This window comes from Janthinobacterium aestuarii, assembly GCF_046113285.1.
In the GTDB taxonomy this organism is placed as follows: domain Bacteria; phylum Pseudomonadota; class Gammaproteobacteria; order Burkholderiales; family Burkholderiaceae_D; genus Janthinobacterium.
In genome coordinates this window covers 234,992-250,782 of record NZ_CP142524.1, presented here as the reverse complement: position 1 = coordinate 250,782, position 15,791 = coordinate 234,992, and the positions used below count along the sequence as shown (strand labels likewise).

The window sequence follows — 15,791 nt, the reverse complement described above, 5'->3', positions numbered from 1 at the left end:
TATTTAGGCGAATGCCGGGCCGGACGCCCGGTCCGGCATCGCGGTAACTACTTGTTTGCTACGTCGTGCATCGAGACTTAGATCTTGCCGACCAGGTCCAGCGATGGGGTCAGCGTTGCGGCGCCTTCCGTCCATTTTGCCGGGCACACTTCGCCTGGGTGGTTCGCCACGTACTGGGCGGCTTTAACTTTGCGCAACAGTTCCGATGCGTCACGGCCGATGCCGTTGTCATGCACTTCCAGCACTTTGATGAAGCCGTCCGGATTGATGACGAAGGTGCCGCGCAGTGCCAGGCCTTCTTCTTCGATCATGACTTCGAAGTTGCGCGACAGGGCGCCGGTCGGGTCGCCGATCAGTGCGTATTGCACTTTCTTGATGGCGTCCGAAGTGTCGTGCCAGGCTTTGTGCGCGAAGTGGGTATCGGTCGAGATGCCGTAGACATCGACGCCCAGCTTCTGGAACTCGGCGTGGTGATCGGCCAGATCTTCCAGTTCGGTTGGGCAAACGAAGGTGAAGTCGGCTGGGTAGAAGACGAATACCGACCACTTGCCTTTCAGCGACGCTTCCGTCAGGTCGACGAATTTGCCATTGTGGTATGCGGTTGCCTTGAATGGTTTAACTTGGGTATTGATCAGCGACATGTCATTTCCTCTCGTGTGGTGAATCAGTAAGACTCTAGTGTAAGGGGTTTTAACCCATATTCAAAATTGATTGTCACAATAGTTTCAATTGGTTTTAGCTATCATGACGCCATGGGAACTCCATGATAGGCAGTTCCCACGGGATTGGATAGCGGTGACAGTGGATACCCCTGCCGCCGCCAGGTGTTTCATTCCTAGTTCTTTAACTCTTCTGGTACCTTGCCGCCGTTTTCCGCCAGCTTGATCATCACCTGGCGGTGCAGCCAGATATTCATGCTGGCCGAATCGTTGGTGTCGCCTGTGAAATGCAGCTCTTGCGCCAGTTCCTTGCGCGCGGCCAGGCTGCTGTCGAGTTGAAGCAGTTTCATCAGGTCGACGATGGACGTGCGCCAATTGAGTTTTTCCGCGTTCTTGCTGGCCAGGTCGACCAGCACCACTTCCACGTCGACGACCGGCACGGCGGCGGCCGGTGCAGGCGCTGCCGCCGGTGCGGCTGCCGCTGGCGCTTCGGTAGCGGCGGCTGGCGTGGCTGCCGGGGCAGCGTCGGATGAATGGTGGAAGATTTTGTTATAGATATTGCTGAAAATGCCCATGAGGTCACCTCGAGTTGAGTGAATGGAATAAGGTTTGCCTGCGCACCAGGTCCAGGACCCGTGACAGCAATGCCGGGCGCAGGCGCCAGCCCGTCGAGTATAAGCCCGTTCGGGCCGGGAGCCCCGTCCCGCAGGCTTGCGTGAAATCTGGTGGCGGACGCGCCCGTTTCAAGGATGCAAAGGCCGCCGGGCGTGCAGCAGCGCGTCGAACGCGTCGATGGCCAGCGGCGGCGCAAACAGCTTGCCTTGCGCAAAATCGCAGCCGATCTCCAGCAGCCGTGCGCGCTGCTCTTCGGTCTCCACCCCTTCGGCGATGACCTGCAAACCCAGCTTGTGGGCCATGGTGACGATGGCTTCGCACAGCACCAGTTCGCTGGCGCCGGGCGCCAGCTTGCGCACCAGCACGCCGTCGAGCTTCAGGTAATCGATGCCGCACTGCTGCAATTGCGTCAGCGAGGCATGGCCGCTGCCGAAGTCGTCGAGGGCGATCTGCAAGCCCGCCTCGCGCAAGTGCTGCAGGCGTGGCGCCATGCTATTGCCGCTAGGTAAAAGCACATCTTCGCGCATGTCGAGCACGATGGCCGAAGGCGGCACATCGAGCGCCAGCAGCTGGCGCAGCCAGGTGCCGGGCGCCTCGACTTCGCGCTGCAATTCCAGTGACGACTGGTTCAGGCACAGCTGCAGCCCCGGCAAGCCGATGGCCTGGCCCTGGGCACGCCAGCTCCGCAGCTGCGCGGCCGCCGTGCGCAGCACCCAGTCGCCGATCTCCACAATCAAGCCGCTGCTCTCGGCCAGCGCCAGGAAATCGGGCGGGCACACGACGCCCCGCTGCGGATGGTGCCAGCGCAGCAAGGCTTCCGCTTTGGCCAGTTTGCCGCTACGCAGCTCGACGATGGGCTGGTAATGCAGCTGCATCTGCTGTTCGTGCAGGGCCGCGCGCAAGTCCGCCCCCATGCGCATGCGGTTGACGGCCGCCACCTGCATGGCCGGCGTGAAATAACTGTAGCGGTTGCGCCCCGCGCCTTTCGACACATACATGGCCTGGTCCGCATGCTTGAGCAAGTCCTCGATCGTGCCCGCATCGTCCGGATACAGGGTGATGCCGATCGAGGCGGAGACGAAGGCCTGCTCCTGTCCCAGCAGGAACGGCGCCAGCAAGCCGTCGAGGATTTGCCGCGCGATACGGTCGACTTGCTGCAGGTCGTCGAGGTCGGACAGGATCACCGTGAACTCATCGCCGCCCAGGCGCGCCACCGTATCCGTCTCGCGCACGCCCACGCGGATGCGCCGCGCCGCTTCGATCAGCAAGATATCGCCCTGGTGGTGGCCGAGGGTGTCGTTGACTTCCTTGAAATGGTCGAGGTCGATGAACAGGATGGCCACGCGGCTTGCGTCGCGCCGCCCCTGGGCCAGCGCCAGGCGCAGGCGCTCGTGGAACATGCGCCGGTTCGGCAATTGCGTCAGGGTATCGAAATTGGCTTGCTGCCAGATCAGCGCTTCCGTTTGCCGCTTGTCCGTCACGTCTTCCAGCATGCACAGGTGGTGCGGGCCGCCATGGCGCGCCGTGGCGATGGCCGTCACCGAGGCGTCGACCCACACCACGCCGCCATCGGGACGCACGATGCGCTTGGCGTGGCGAAAACCCTGCATGCGCCGCGCCAGCAGCTGCGCCACGTGCGCCTGCTCGCCCGCCACGTCGTCGGGATGGCTGATTTCCATCCAGCTCGTCTGCTTCATGTGCTCCAGCGTGCGCCCGGCGATGGCCAGATAGCGCGGATTGATATCCAGAAACTGTCCGCTCACGGTATCGATCAGGGCGATGCCCATGGGCGCCTGCTCGAACATGGTGCGAAAGCGCAATTCCCCTTGCCGGATGGTGTCCTCGGTGCGGCGGCGCTCGCGCGCCAGATTGCTGAAATGAAAGGCGGCCGACACGGCCAACAGGCTGCCCGCCACGCCCAGCGACAGGTACAGCCAGCCCAGGTCCGCGCCTGGCACGGGGCGATACAAAAAACCCTGGTAGGCGCGGCTGTCCGTGGCATTGCGCGGCAGCACGCCCATAGCGGCATACGTATCGGCGATATGCTGCCAGCGCTGGGGATTCATGTAGCCCGGCTCCACCAGCGTAGGCTGCAGCAGCAGCTCCATCTGCTGCGCCTCGTACAGCAGGTGCGCGCGGTCGTGGCGCTGGCTGTATTTGAGATGGATCAATTGCGCCATTTCCTCGCGGTGCGCCATCGCGTATTGCCAGCCGCGCAAACTGGCCGCGCGGAACGCTTTTACGCGCTCGGGATGGCGGCGCAGTTCGCGCTCGCTGGTAAACAGGTTGTCGCCGTAGAAATCGATGCCAGCCGTGCGCGGCGTAAACTGGTAATAGGGAAATCCCGCCCGGTCCAGATAGTCCGGTTCGTTGGTGGAATACGCGGCAATCGCATCGACTTTGCCCTCGATCAAATCCTCGACCCGGTAGCTGGGCGGCAAGTGGCGCATCTGCTGCGGCGCGACGCTCATTTTCCGCAGGAACAGCGACACTTCATCGGATGCAGACGCCACGTCGGCGGGCGCGCCTATCATCACGGGCGCCCCCGCCAGCTTGCGCACGTCGGGCGCGCCGCCTTGCTGGCGCATCAACAGCACGCTGGGCGAATGCTGGAACACGACGGCCAGCACCACCACGGGCTTGCCTGCCAGGCGGCTGAGCAACAAGGTGCTGTTGCCCACGCCATATTCGGCCTGGCCCGCCAGCACGGCCGCCTCGGCGCGCGGCGCGCCGCTGCCTTCGAGCAGCGTCACGTCGAGTCCCGCCTCGCGGTAATAGCCCTGCTCGATGGCCGCGTAATAGCCGGCGAACTGGAACTGGTGCGTGAAATTGAGCTGCAGGGAGACGGGCTCCAGCGCCCGGGCTTGTGTTGCCAGACACAGCAGCAGGAAGAAAAGGCCGCGCCAGCCGCGCGCCAGCCTGCCGGCGAGCGGCAAGACAAAGCGGAAAGCATCGGGGGCTTTCATCGGCATGGCGGAACACCACAGGAAGCTGCCGAGCTGGCAGGGGTAAGGCTATTGTAGCCGCCCCTTTTGCCATTGGATAATTATTTCAGTGAGAACAATAGCGTTGATGTTTTTGGCAAACAATGTCGCCATTATTTGCACTAGAACACGACGCCGGCGACCAAAATGATGTTGGCATACGGACTGCACTCGCCAGTACGCACGATGGCGCGCGCGCCCTTGCTCAATTGCTTGAACTCCTCGTGCGTCACCTGGCGCGCATCGGGCAGGGACAAGGCCGCCACCTGGGCCGCCATGGCCGGATTATGCTGCGGCAGTTCGCTGGCGAGCAAATGGTATTCCACCTGCATTTCGCTCAACACCGTATTGACGGTATCGATGAAGCCGGGAATGCCGCGCGTCAGGGCCAGGTCGATCAGGGGCACGCCCGGCTGCGACGGCAAGCCCGCGTCGCCGATGACGAGCATGTCGCCATGACCGAGCGACGCGATCAGTTGCGACAGTGCGATATTGAGCAACGGTGATTTTTTCATGGGCGTGGTATCGTTAGAACAGCTCGTGCAAGTGGGGGATCGAGGTTTGCGCGCCGGGCTTGGTGACGCTCCAGGCAGCCGCGCGCTGGCCTTGTTGAATCGCTTCCGCCTCGTCCATGCCGGACGCCAGGCCCGCCACAAAACCGCCGATGAAGGTGTCGCCGGCGGCCGTCGTGTCGACCGCTTGCACCGCTTCGGCCGGAAAGGTGAAATCGCCGCCATACAGGGCCGCATGCACGCCCTTGGAACCCAGGGTGATGATGACGTTGTCGCTGCCCAGCTTTTGCAGCGCGGCCGCCAGCGCCTTGGCGTCCGCGCCTTCCGGGCTGACGCCGGCCAGCATGGCCGCTTCGATTTCATTCGGAATCAGGTAGTCGACCAGTTCCAGCACGCCTTGCGGCAAGCTGGCCGCCGGGGCCGGGTTCAGCACCACGGTCTTGCCCAGCGAGCGGGCCAGTTTAATGGCGTGCACGACGGTGGCCATCGGCGTTTCCAGCTGCAGCACGACGATGTCCGCCTGCTCGATCAGTTCTTTGGCCGCGTCGATGTGCGCGGGGCTGAGCAGATCGTTGGCGCCGCCGGCGATCACGATGCTGTTCTGGCCGTTGTCGTCGACGAGGATCGAGGCGATGCCGGACGCCACGCCCGGCAAGGTGGTGACGTGGCTGTCGATGATGCCGTCGCCCACGAGGGCCGCGCGCAGGGTGGCGCCGAAGGCGTCGTCGCCCACGCAGCCGACCATGGCCACTTGCTGGGCGCCCGCCACCTTGCCGCTCAGGCGCGCGCAGGCCACGGCCTGGTTGGCGCCCTTGCCGCCAGGAATAGTTCTAAATGCGCCGCCCGTCAGGGTTTCGCCGGGGAGGGGCATGCGCGGCACGCGCAAGACCAGGTCCATATTGATGCTGCCGATAACCACGATCATGATGTCATTCCCATCAGTTCAGTTGCAGGAGAAGAAGTAGGTACAGCAGAAGGTACGGTGGCGGCCACGCTGGAGCCGCGCACGTGCAGTGCGGGTGCGATGCTGCGCTGCTGGCGCGGCAAGGCGGGGTCGGCGATGCGCGCCAGCAGACAGGCGGCCGTGATGTGGCCCAGCTCGCGCGTGTTCTGCGCCACGCTGCTCAAGGCCGGATGCACGAAGCTGGCCAGGTCGATATCGTCGAAGCCGACGACGGCCAGTTCCGCCGGCACGGCAATGCCGCGCTCGGCGGCGGCGCGCAGGGCGCCAAAAGCCATCAAATCATTGCAGCAGAACAAGGCGTCGGGACGCTGGCCTGACGGCAGCGCCAGCAAGTCCAGCGCGGCCGCATAGCCGCCCGCGCTCGTGAAATCGCTGTGGCGGCACAGGGCGTCGGCCAGGACCACGCCCGCGTCCGCCATGGCGCTGCGCGCGCCGGCGATGCGCTCATTGGAAATGCTCACTTCGCGGGGACCGGCGATGCAGGCAAGGCGCCGGCGCCCCAGCTCCAGCAAATGGCGCGCGGCCAGGGCTCCGCCGGCGCGGTTGTCGACGGCCACCGCATCGATGGCCAGGTCGCTGGGCGCGCGGTCGAGCAGCACGGCCGGCACTTTCATCTTGCGCAGCAATTCGCCATCGCTGTCGGCCAGCGCGGACAAAATCAGGCCGTCGCAGCGCTTGGTCAGCAGCACGTTCAGGTAGTCGCGCTGCTTGGCGGGATCGTCATCGGAATTGCACAAGATGACGCTGTAGCCGGCCGCATAGCAGCTGTCCTCGATGCCGCGCGCCACTTCCGAGAAATACGGGTTCGTATTGTTCGGAATGATCAGGCCGATGGTGCCCGTGCTGCGGCTGCGCAAGGAGCGCGCCAGCGCGCTGGGCACGTAATGCAGTGCCTCCGCCGCCGCCAGCACGGCGCGGCGCGCCTCGTCGCTGACGGGGCGGGTATTGTTGAGGACGTGCGAGACGGTGGTAAACGACACCCCCGCCGCCTGCGCCACTTGCTTGATGGTTGCCATGGGCCAGTATTATGAACGCTCGCCGCGACGGCGGTAAGTGTCGAGCACCACGGCGGCGACGATCACCAGGCCCGTGACGATGCGTTTCACGGGTTCCGACACGCCCACCTGCGCCAGGCCCGCTTCCAGCACGGAAATGATCAATACGCCGATAAACGTGCTGATGACGGAACCACGTCCGCCCATCAGGCTCGTGCCGCCGATCACGACGGCGGCGATCACCTGCAATTCCATGCCCACGCCGCCGTTCGGGTCGGCCGCTTCCAGGCGCGACACCTGGAACAGCGCGCCCACGCCGGCAAGAAAGCCCATCAAGGCAAAGACCAGCACTTTCGACGGTTTTGTGTTGATGCCGGACAAACGCACGGCTTCTTCATTCGTGCCGATGCCGATCCAGTGGCGTCCCAGCACCGTGCGCGTGAGCACCAGGTGGCCAATGACGACGATGGCGATCGAGGCGATGAAGGCGGGCGACAGGCCAAACGCAATCGGCGAGCTGATGCCGTCCACGGCGCTGCCGATGTATTCCGTGCGCGAGTTCGTCACTTGATACGCCATGCCGCGCGCCATTTCCAGCACGCCCAAGGACACGATGAACGAGGGGATGCGCCAGCCGACGGAAATGAGGCCCGTCGTCGCGCCGCACAGGGCGGCGACGAACATGCCCAGCAGGGCCGCGCTCCACACGGGCCAGCCCCAGTGCACGACGGCCAAGGACAGCACGGACGCGGCCAGCGCCATCACGGAACCGACCGATAAATCGATGCCGCCGATGATCAGCACGAACGTCATGCCGACCGCCATCACGACCAGGGTCGGGATGTTGTTCGACAGGGTACTCAAGGTAGCCAAAGTAAAAAAGTTTTCGCTGGCAAACGAGAACAGCACGCACATGGCGAGCAAAGCGCCGATCAGGCCCGCATAGTTTTTCAGGTCGGCCAGGCTGCGCTGCAGATACGAAGGAGAGGAGTGGGTGGTCATGGGAATCTTTCCGGCGGATCAGGCCGCAGCTGGAGTGGAGTTGGGGGTCAAATAGCCGGAGAAGGCGGCCGACAGCAGCGCGTCCTGGCTCCAGGCGCCGCGCTCGAAGGTGTCGACGATGCTGCCGGCGCTCATGACGGCGATGCGGTCGCAGATCAGCATCAGTTCGCGCAAGTCGCTCGAGACGATGACGAGGCCCTTGCCCTGGCGCGCCTGTTCGGCCAGCACCTGATAAATATCAAACTTGGCGCCGATATCGATGCCGCGCGTGGGCTCGTCGAACAGCATCACGGGGCAGTCGCGGTACAGCCAGCGGGCGATCACGACCTTTTGCTGGTTGCCGCCGGACAGCTCGGCCACCGTTTGCGCGCTGTTGCGCGAACGGATGCCCAGGCGCTGAATATAGTCGTCGGCCACCGTCGCTTCGGCCGCGTCGTTGAGCCAGCCAGCGCCACTGACCGTGTCGAGCGAGGCGAGGGTCGTGTTGACGGCGATCGACTGGCGCAGCAACAAACCTTGTCCCTTGCGGTCTTCCGTGATCATGGCGATGCCGGCCTGCACGGCCGCCTGCGGCGAGTGCAAGGCGGCAGGGACTTCGCTGTCGCCGAGGAACACGTCACCCGCGTCCGCGCGGTCGGCGCCGAAGATCAAACGCAGCAATTCCGTGCGGCCCGAGCCGATGAGGCCGGCGATGCCGAGGATTTCGCCGGCGCGCAAGTCGAACGATGTCGGGTTGACCACCTTGCCGCGCGCCAAGCCCCGCACGCGCAGCAGCGGCGCCCCTAAGGTGCGGCCGCTCAGGTCGACGGCATCGTCGGCCGAGCGGCCCACCATCAGGCTGACCAGGTCGGCGGCGGAGTGGCCGGCGATATCGTCGTCGCACACGAGCTGGCCATCGCGCAGCACGGCGATGCGGTCGGCCACGCGCTTGAGTTCTTCCAGGCGGTGGGAAATGTAGATGATGCACACGCCGTCGGCCTTCAGGCGTTCGATTTGCAGGAACAGCAATTCCACTTCGCGGTGCGTCAGCATGGCCGTCGGCTCATCTAACACCAGCAAACGGCAGGCGCCAATTAAATTGCGCGCGATTTCGATCATCTGCTGGTGGCCGATACCCAGTTCGCCCACGAGGGTCCACGGATCGAGGCCGCCCAGGCCCACTTTCTCCATCTGTTCGCGCGCGTCGCGTTCGAGACGCGTGCGGTCGATGAAGCCGAAGCGCTGCGGCAGGTTTTTCAGGTACAGGTTTTCCGCGATCGACAGGGTGGGAATCAAATTGAGTTCCTGCATCACCATGCGGATGCCCAGCGCCTCGGCTGCGCCGCGCGAGGCGGGCTGGTAGGGCTTGCCGTCGAGCAGCATCGTGCCCGTGGTCGCTTGCTCCAGGCCACAGATGATCTTCGACAGGGTGCTTTTACCGGCACCGTTCTCTCCCGTCAGCGCCAGTACCTGGCCGGGGGCGAAACGCAGGCCCACGCCGCCCAGCACGGGGCCGACATAGGACTTGCCGATGTTATCCAGGGTCAATAGAGGGATGGCGGCTGATGGCGCCGGGAGGATGTCGGTGGGCATGATAAAACTCCGCGGAAAAAGGCGGCGGGGCCAGCGCCGCAGCCTCAGGCAGAGACGCGGACGCTGGCCCCGGCGGGATCAGACGATCAGGACTTGGCGCCCTTGGCGACCAGTTCGACCTTGGTTTCGATGACGCCACCGAGATCGGCCTGTTTCTTCTTCTGCGCCAGCGCTTTGAGCACGGTGTCGATGCCGAACACGGCTTGCTGCGAACCGAACTGGTCGGCGGTAGCCAGTACGCGGCCATCGGCCAGCATCGGCTTGATGGCGTTGATGTTGTCGTAGCCGACGACGAGCACTTTGCCCGTCTTGCCGGCCGCCTTGATGGCGGACACGGCGCCGATGGCCATGTTGTCGTTACCGCACAGCAAGGCCTTGATATTCGGGTTGGCGTTCAGCATGGCGGCGGCCACCGTATTGGCGGGGGCGATTTCCCACTGGCCCGACTGCACGCTGACGACCTTGGCACCGGCCGCGTTCATGGCGTCCTGGAAGCCCAGGGTGCGCTGCTGCGCGTTATAGGTGGTGGACACGCCCTCGATGATGCCGACGGGGTCGCCCTTCTTGATCTGCTTGGCCAGGAAGTCGCCGACGACCTTGGCGCCCTTGCGGTTGTCCGGGCCGACGAACGGCACGGTGATGCCCTTCTCTTTCAGCGCGCCCTCGTCGAGCTTGTTGTCGATATTGACGACGATGATGCCCGCGTCGATGGCTTTTTTCAGCACCGGCACCAGCGCTTTCGAATCGGCCGGGGCGATCACCAGCGCGTTGACGCGCGAGACGATCATTTGCTCGACCAGCTTGATCTGGCTCGACGTATCCGTTTCATCCTTGATGCCGTTCGACAGCAGGTCGTACTTGGCGGCATTGGCCTTCTGATGCGCCTTGGCGCCATTTTCCATGGTCAGGAAAAATTCATTGGCGAGCGACTTCATCACCAGCGCCACCTTCGGTTTGGCAGGCGTCTGCGCCATGGCCGGCACGGCGGGCAAAGCACATACCAGGACAGCGGCGGCAATCATTTTCAGGCGAATACGGGATGTCATGAGCGTCTCCAGAGTTGTTGGTCAAGCACGTGTACTGCATGCTTTTTAGGAAATTCGTTGCGCGCAAACGTTTGCGCGAAGCGAATAGTGCCTCAATGCCCCATATCAGTGCAAGCAAAACAGTATGTGCGGTGCAGCAAAAAGGGGACGCTCAGAGGGAAACGGGCAGGCCGATGCGATCGGCCTGCCGAGGGGAAATGCGCGGAAGTCAGGCGTTTGTTGCGGGACGGGCGCTGGCCCACTGCACCGCCAGCACGCTGGCCAGTACCAGCAGCAAGCCCAGCATCGACCAGCCCGTCATGGCCTGGCCCAGCAAGGCCCAGCCCAGCACGACGGCCATCAGGGGACTGAGCAGTCCCAGCGAGGAGACGGCCACGGGCGACAGGCGGGCGATGCCGCGAAACCACAAGGCATACGCCAGCAGCGCGCCGGCCAGGCACAGGTAGGCGTAGGCCAGCACTTGCTGCAAGGACAGCGCCGGCAACGGGGCGTCGGCCAGCCAGGCGACGGGCGCCAGCATCAGGCCGCCGAGCAGCAATTGCCAGCCCGTCAGCGCCAGCACGGGCAAGTCCGGCTTCCAGCGCCGCGTCAGGTAAGTGCCGGCCGCCATGCAGGCCGTGCCGCCCAGCGCGGCGGCAATGCCGACGGGTTCCCACACCGTGCGCGGCGACAACAACAAAACGGCCATGCCGGCCACGCCCAGCACGCTGGCAAGCAAGGCCAGGCGGGCCGGACGGCGCCCTTCCACGCCCCAGGCCAGACCCATCACCAGCAGCGGCTGGATGGCGCCCACCACGGCCGCCAGACCGCCGGGCAGGCGGTAGGCGGCCACGAACAGCAGCGCCTGGAACACGCCGATATTGAGCGCCGACAGGATCAGCACGCGGCCCCAGTCGCGCCGCGCGGGCAGGCGCCGCATGATCAGCAGCAACAGCAGGCCGGCCGGCAGCACGCGGATCAGGGCCGCCGTGAAGGGCCGGTCCGGCGGCAGCAGTTCGGACGTGACGATATACGTGGAACCCCAGATCAGGGGCGCCAGCGCCGTGAGCAGAATATCGCCCCAGGCGGGGCGGACAGAAAAGGCGGACATGTACTATCTCGACATCAAGATAAAAAGCCAGTGTGGGCGCGAACTATCTTGATGTCAAGATAAATTGACGGAGGCACCGGCGCCTGGCGGGCGTAAAAAAGCCCGGCAGGGCCGGGCTTCGGGAATGAGGCAAGGCGGCACGCTGCCGCCTGCCCGACGCTTAATCGCGCACGCGCTGCAGCACCGCGACCGGCATGCCGCCGACGGTGAGCGTGGCCACGTTGTTGCTGTTGCTCAGGCTGATCTGCATGGCCATGCCGCCCCCCTCTTCCGAGACGATCGTCACGACATTGCCTTCGGTGGCAAACGTGGCCGTGCTTGCGTTGCCGTTCTCGATAATGCTGTCCTTTGTAAATTCCAGGATTTTGCCCGTCGAGCCCTTCCATTTGCCCACCAGCGGGTGGCCGCCAAAGCGGAACAGGCTTTTCAGCTTGTCCAGCATGCCCGCTTCTTGCGCACCCGAGGCATTGCGCATGGCGCCCGCCATGGCCATGGCGGCCTGGTGCAGTTGCGCACGGTCGGTGACTTGCCATTGCTTGTCGACCAGCGCCAGCGGCAGTTGCACTTCCAGGCCGCCGCCCGGCAAGCGTTGCAGGATCTGCGCGCGGTCCGGCGACTTGACGAGCCATGCCGCCTCATCGCTCAGCGCCAGGGTGGCCGTGGCCATCGCCGTCGGCTGCCCGCCCATCTCGCGCACCTGCTCGTAGCCGCTGACCTTGGCCACTTTCACGCCCTTGGCCACGCACAGCTTGTCGCCGCGCAAGGCGGCCTTGCCCGGCGCGGCCAGCACATAGACGAATTGCGATTGCGCCAGCCAGCCGCCGCTGCTTTGTTCGACGGGCGCGTTGTACAAGCCGCCACGCACGAGGATATCGAGCCATTGTCGAGTGGAACTGTCGTACGACGCCACGCGGATTTCTTCCTTCTGGTACGGCAAGTTGGTGAAGCACAGCAGCTTGTCGCGCGCCGCCTCGTCGGCCGCCAGGTGGGCATCGATGGCGCGGCCAAAACTGCTGGCCGACGCCGCTTCCGGCGCCAGCAGCCACGCCAGGGCGCCGCCGGCCACGATGACCGCCGCCAGCGCGCCGCCGGCGATGACGACGTGTCGCCGCTTCACGCCGGACAGCGCCGGTGTCGCGGCCGGCGCGGGTGCCGGTGATGGGGCTGGCGCGGCATTGACGGCCTTGCCGCACTCGTCGCAAAAGCGCGCGTCGGGCGCGTGGGCGGTGCCGCACTGTTTACAGAATTGCGCCATGGTCTGCCTTACTTGAGTTTATGCGCGCATTCGCCGCAGAACACGTCATCGGACGCGACCGGGGCCTTGCAGCTCGGGCAATGCAGGCTGTCAACCGACGCAGCGGCCGGTGCGGCAGGTGCCGCGGCCTGTTCGGCCAGGGCACGCGCGCGTTCACGCGCTTCTTCGGCTTTCTTCTTGACCGTGGCCAGCCCGTCGTTCAGGCTCGCTTCCGAGGCGCTGAAATCGACATTGCGCGTGGCGTTCAGGTAAATGATGCACACGCCCTTGGTAAAGATCAGGCCGGGCACCACAGCCGCGACCGCCATCAGCAAGCCGCCGCCCAGACCCGCTGCGATGATGTAGCCGGAACCGCCACTCAGACCCGAAGCGAGGGAATACATATTCATCTGGCCGCCCAGGCCCAGGATGCCAGCCGACATGCCGCTGGTCAGCGACACGCCGGTACCGACCACGCCAAAGATCAGCAGCGCCACAAACGTCGTAATCAGGAACAGCAGCACTTCCAGCAGGATCACCGACACCAGCTTGGTGCGCACGATCAGGTTCAGGCGGGCAATGATCTGGAACACGGTGGCGCCCGACCACGCGGCGGGGCCGGCCAGCGGCAGCATCACGTAAAACAGCGCAAACACCAGCACGCCCAGCACAATGGCCGACAACGGGAAGACCAGCGTGTACAGCACGGGACCGAGCACGGGGATCTTGCAGACGAACAAAATGATGGCGATGGCGATCATGGCCGCCAGCACGATCAGAAATTCCAGGAACACGACCGCGATCAGGCGGTGGCTCGTGTACAGCGAAACGAGCACGGCATCCACCAGGCTCAAGCCAGGCTGGCCCTGGGCATCGCGCATCAGCAGGATGCCGACGGCGTTGGAGCCGTAAAACATCACGAGGAAGGCCATCAGGCCGCCCAGGAAGCCCAGCAGCACGCTGCTCATGCTGCCGGCGAGCATCGTCAGTACACCACCGACGAGCACGGCGCCGATAAAGGTCAGGGCCAGCAGGGCAATCGCGCGGAAATTCTTGATGGCGTCGGTCGCTTCGATCAGCGAACCGAGCGCGGAGGAAAAGGGAAGAGGTTTAGATGCTTCTGTGGAAATGGTCATGTCTAGCCTGGATGGGGGTAAATCGGGGAACGGAACGGCCGGCATGGCCGCCCCGTGGCAATCAGTGTCAGTAAGCGCGGGCCAGTTGCAGGTCGGACGCAGGCGCCTGGCGCTGGACGATCTGCAGCTTGACGTCCTGGCCGCCGACGCGCTTGCTATTCAGGTACAGGGCCGTGCGTACCGGGTAAATGCCCTGCGGCACGCCTTCAGGCATGGGAATCGAGAAGCCGCCCTTGTAGGCGCCGCTGCCGTTATTGCTGCTGACCACCTTGCGCACGGTTTTGATCAAGTCACCATTGGGCTTGTACAGGCTCAATTCCTCTTCCACCAGCGGGTTCGGATCGCGCGTGCCGGCCGCCACTTCGATATACGAATTGGTCTGCGCCTTCTGGCCCGGACGCACGGACGATGGCGTAAAACCCGTCTCGTACTTCACCAGGGTCGACTGCTCGGGCAGCTTGCCCTTGTTGGCCACCTTGTAGTCGGCCTGTACCTGCTGCGACGTCTTGACTTGCTGGCTTTGATAATTCAGGGCCACGCAGGCGAGCGCGCCCAGGCTGGCGCCCAGTGCCGCGCCGCGCACGGTATTGTTGCCGCCGCCCAGCAAGCCGCCCACGACGGCGCCGATGCCGGCCAGCATGGCCGTATTGCATTCGCCGCTGCCCGCTTCCGTGCCGGCGGTGGTGGTATTGCCCGTGGCGCCAGGACCGCCTGGCGCGGCGCAACCGGCCAGCATCGAAGACACGACCAGCAGCGCCACCATGGGCTTGGCAATTTGTTTCAAGTTTTTCACGTTATTCTCCGGAAAGATCAAAAATAGGGGGAAGGCAAGCCGCGCGGCTTACTCGATCTGGATTTGCGACAGCGCCTTGTCTTGCGCTTCCTTCGCCTTGCGCTTGATGTCGAGCGCATGGCGGTTGCCCGTGTCCATGCGCAACACGGCATTCGCATTGGCAATGGCGCAGTCGTACTTGCGCTGGCTCATGCAGTGGCTCGCTTCCGACAGGCTGTCCGTGATCACGCTTTCCAGGCCGCTAGTCTGTTTGACAGGCGCCGCTGGCGGTATCACCTTGACCGGTTTGGCCGGCTTTTCAGCGACGGGAGCCGGTTTTTCCACAGCCGGGGCCGGGGCGGGTGCGGGCACCGGCTCGGGGGCGGGCGCTGCGACAGCCGGGGCGGGCGCAGCAGGCGCAACGGCAGGCTCGGCCGCCGTCGCGCCGTCGAGCGCCGGGTCGCTGATGGCCAGCGGCTGCTCGGCGGCAGGCGCAGGTTCCGCCTGCGCGGGCAAGACTGGAACAGCTTCCGGCGCCGGTGCAGCCGCCTTGCTTGAGAGAAAATAGTAAGCGCCCGCACCGCCCAGCAGTACTACTGCGGCGACGGCTGCAGCGATCAGTTTCATGCGGCTGCCCGCCGCTGGGCTGTCACTTGGCGTGTCGGCCACGGGAGCTGGCGCTGGTGCGGGTTCCAGTACGGGTGCGGGTGCGGGTGCGGGTGCAGGATCGGCACGGCGCTTTTCCAGCACGGGCGGTGGCGGCGGTGGCGGCGGTGGCGCGACCGGCTCCGGGATGAAGACGGGAACGGGTTCCGGAACAGCTTGCGCGACCATTTCTGCCACTGGAGCGGGCTCAGGAACGACCACACTCACTGGTTCGGGAATCGGCGCCGGCACAGGTGCCGCAACAGGTTCTGGCGGCAGCACTGGCGCCACAGCAAAGCTGAATGCGCATTTGGGGCAGAACTTGGCATCGGGCTTGCAATCATGGCCGCACTGGCCACAGGATTTGCCCGGCACGGCAGCGGCGGCGGTCGTGGCGGCGGCAAACGTGGTGCCGCAGGAAGAACAGAATTTGGCGCCCGGCTTATTCTCGGCTTGGCAGGAAAGGCATTTCAATTGGCATCTCTTTTCATATCAACGCTGGGAGTCGCGTACGCTGGCGCTTGCCAGAAAGGCAGCTTTGTTGCCGTACGGCTAAATATCCAAC

The 15,791-nt window shown here is 64.6% G+C and carries 14 protein-coding genes and 1 pseudogene; all 15 read right to left on the bottom strand.

The window, feature by feature from the left end:
• Nucleotides 1-77 precede the first annotated feature (77 nt).
• Nucleotides 78-641 carry an alkyl hydroperoxide reductase subunit C gene (gene ahpC, locus OX462_RS01075; protein WP_070219447.1) on the bottom strand — a complete coding sequence of 188 codons (564 nt, stop codon included), beginning with the start codon at nt 639-641 and terminating at the stop codon, nt 78-80.
• 194 nt (nt 642-835) lie between these two features.
• Nucleotides 836-1,234, bottom strand: coding sequence for a DUF3597 domain-containing protein (locus tag OX462_RS01070; RefSeq protein WP_070219448.1), 399 nt, complete (start codon nt 1,232-1,234; stop codon nt 836-838).
• Nucleotides 1,235-1,402: 168 nt separating this feature from the next.
• Complete coding sequence (locus OX462_RS01065; RefSeq protein ID WP_409027580.1) at nt 1,403-4,246, bottom strand: EAL domain-containing protein; 2,844 nt, start codon at nt 4,244-4,246, stop codon at nt 1,403-1,405.
• Between the two features lie 134 nt (nt 4,247-4,380).
• Complete coding sequence (gene rbsD, locus OX462_RS01060) at nt 4,381-4,773, bottom strand: D-ribose pyranase (RefSeq protein WP_070312229.1); 393 nt, start codon at nt 4,771-4,773, stop codon at nt 4,381-4,383.
• Nucleotides 4,774-4,786: 13 nt separating this feature from the next.
• A complete protein-coding gene (rbsK, locus tag OX462_RS01055; protein WP_409027579.1) occupies nt 4,787-5,695 on the bottom strand; it encodes a ribokinase in 909 nt (302 codons plus the stop codon).
• A complete protein-coding gene (locus OX462_RS01050) occupies nt 5,692-6,750 on the bottom strand; it encodes a LacI family DNA-binding transcriptional regulator (RefSeq protein ID WP_409027578.1) in 1,059 nt (352 codons plus the stop codon). The genes rbsK and OX462_RS01050 overlap by 4 nt, the downstream gene beginning before the upstream one ends.
• 9 nt (nt 6,751-6,759) lie before the next feature.
• Nucleotides 6,760-7,731: an ABC transporter permease gene (locus OX462_RS01045; RefSeq protein ID WP_070219453.1), complete on the bottom strand. Its 972-nt coding sequence runs from the start codon at nt 7,729-7,731 to the stop codon at nt 6,760-6,762.
• An 18-nt stretch (nt 7,732-7,749) separates the two neighbouring features.
• Nucleotides 7,750-9,303 carry a sugar ABC transporter ATP-binding protein gene (locus OX462_RS01040; protein WP_070288832.1) on the bottom strand — a complete coding sequence of 518 codons (1,554 nt, stop codon included), beginning with the start codon at nt 9,301-9,303 and terminating at the stop codon, nt 7,750-7,752.
• 86 nt (nt 9,304-9,389) lie between these two features.
• Nucleotides 9,390-10,349, bottom strand: a complete 960-nt coding sequence (locus tag OX462_RS01035) for a sugar ABC transporter substrate-binding protein (protein ID WP_070219455.1) — start codon at nt 10,347-10,349, stop codon at nt 9,390-9,392.
• A gap of 208 nt (nt 10,350-10,557) precedes the next feature.
• Entirely contained in the window at nt 10,558-11,439 is an 882-nt protein-coding gene (locus OX462_RS01030) for an EamA family transporter (RefSeq protein ID WP_070288831.1), read from the bottom strand.
• A gap of 160 nt (nt 11,440-11,599) precedes the next feature.
• On the bottom strand, nt 11,600-12,694 hold the full coding sequence (locus tag OX462_RS01025) for a zinc ribbon domain-containing protein (protein ID WP_070288830.1): 1,095 nt from the start codon (nt 12,692-12,694) through the stop codon (nt 11,600-11,602).
• A gap of 8 nt (nt 12,695-12,702) precedes the next feature.
• Nucleotides 12,703-13,809: a zinc ribbon domain-containing protein gene (locus tag OX462_RS01020; protein WP_070288829.1), complete on the bottom strand. Its 1,107-nt coding sequence runs from the start codon at nt 13,807-13,809 to the stop codon at nt 12,703-12,705.
• Between the two features lie 67 nt (nt 13,810-13,876).
• The gene (locus OX462_RS01015; RefSeq protein WP_070219459.1) at nt 13,877-14,602 is read right to left on the bottom strand and encodes a hypothetical protein; all 726 of its coding nucleotides are present in this window, start codon (nt 14,600-14,602) and stop codon (nt 13,877-13,879) included.
• Nucleotides 14,603-14,650: 48 nt separating this feature from the next.
• Nucleotides 14,651-15,424 carry a hypothetical protein gene (locus OX462_RS01010; protein WP_240453481.1) on the bottom strand — a complete coding sequence of 258 codons (774 nt, stop codon included), beginning with the start codon at nt 15,422-15,424 and terminating at the stop codon, nt 14,651-14,653.
• Nucleotides 15,425-15,592: 168 nt separating this feature from the next.
• Nucleotides 15,593-15,700, bottom strand: a pseudogene (locus tag OX462_RS01005) (zinc-ribbon domain-containing protein); the annotation flags it as partial.
• Nucleotides 15,701-15,791 lie beyond the last annotated feature (91 nt).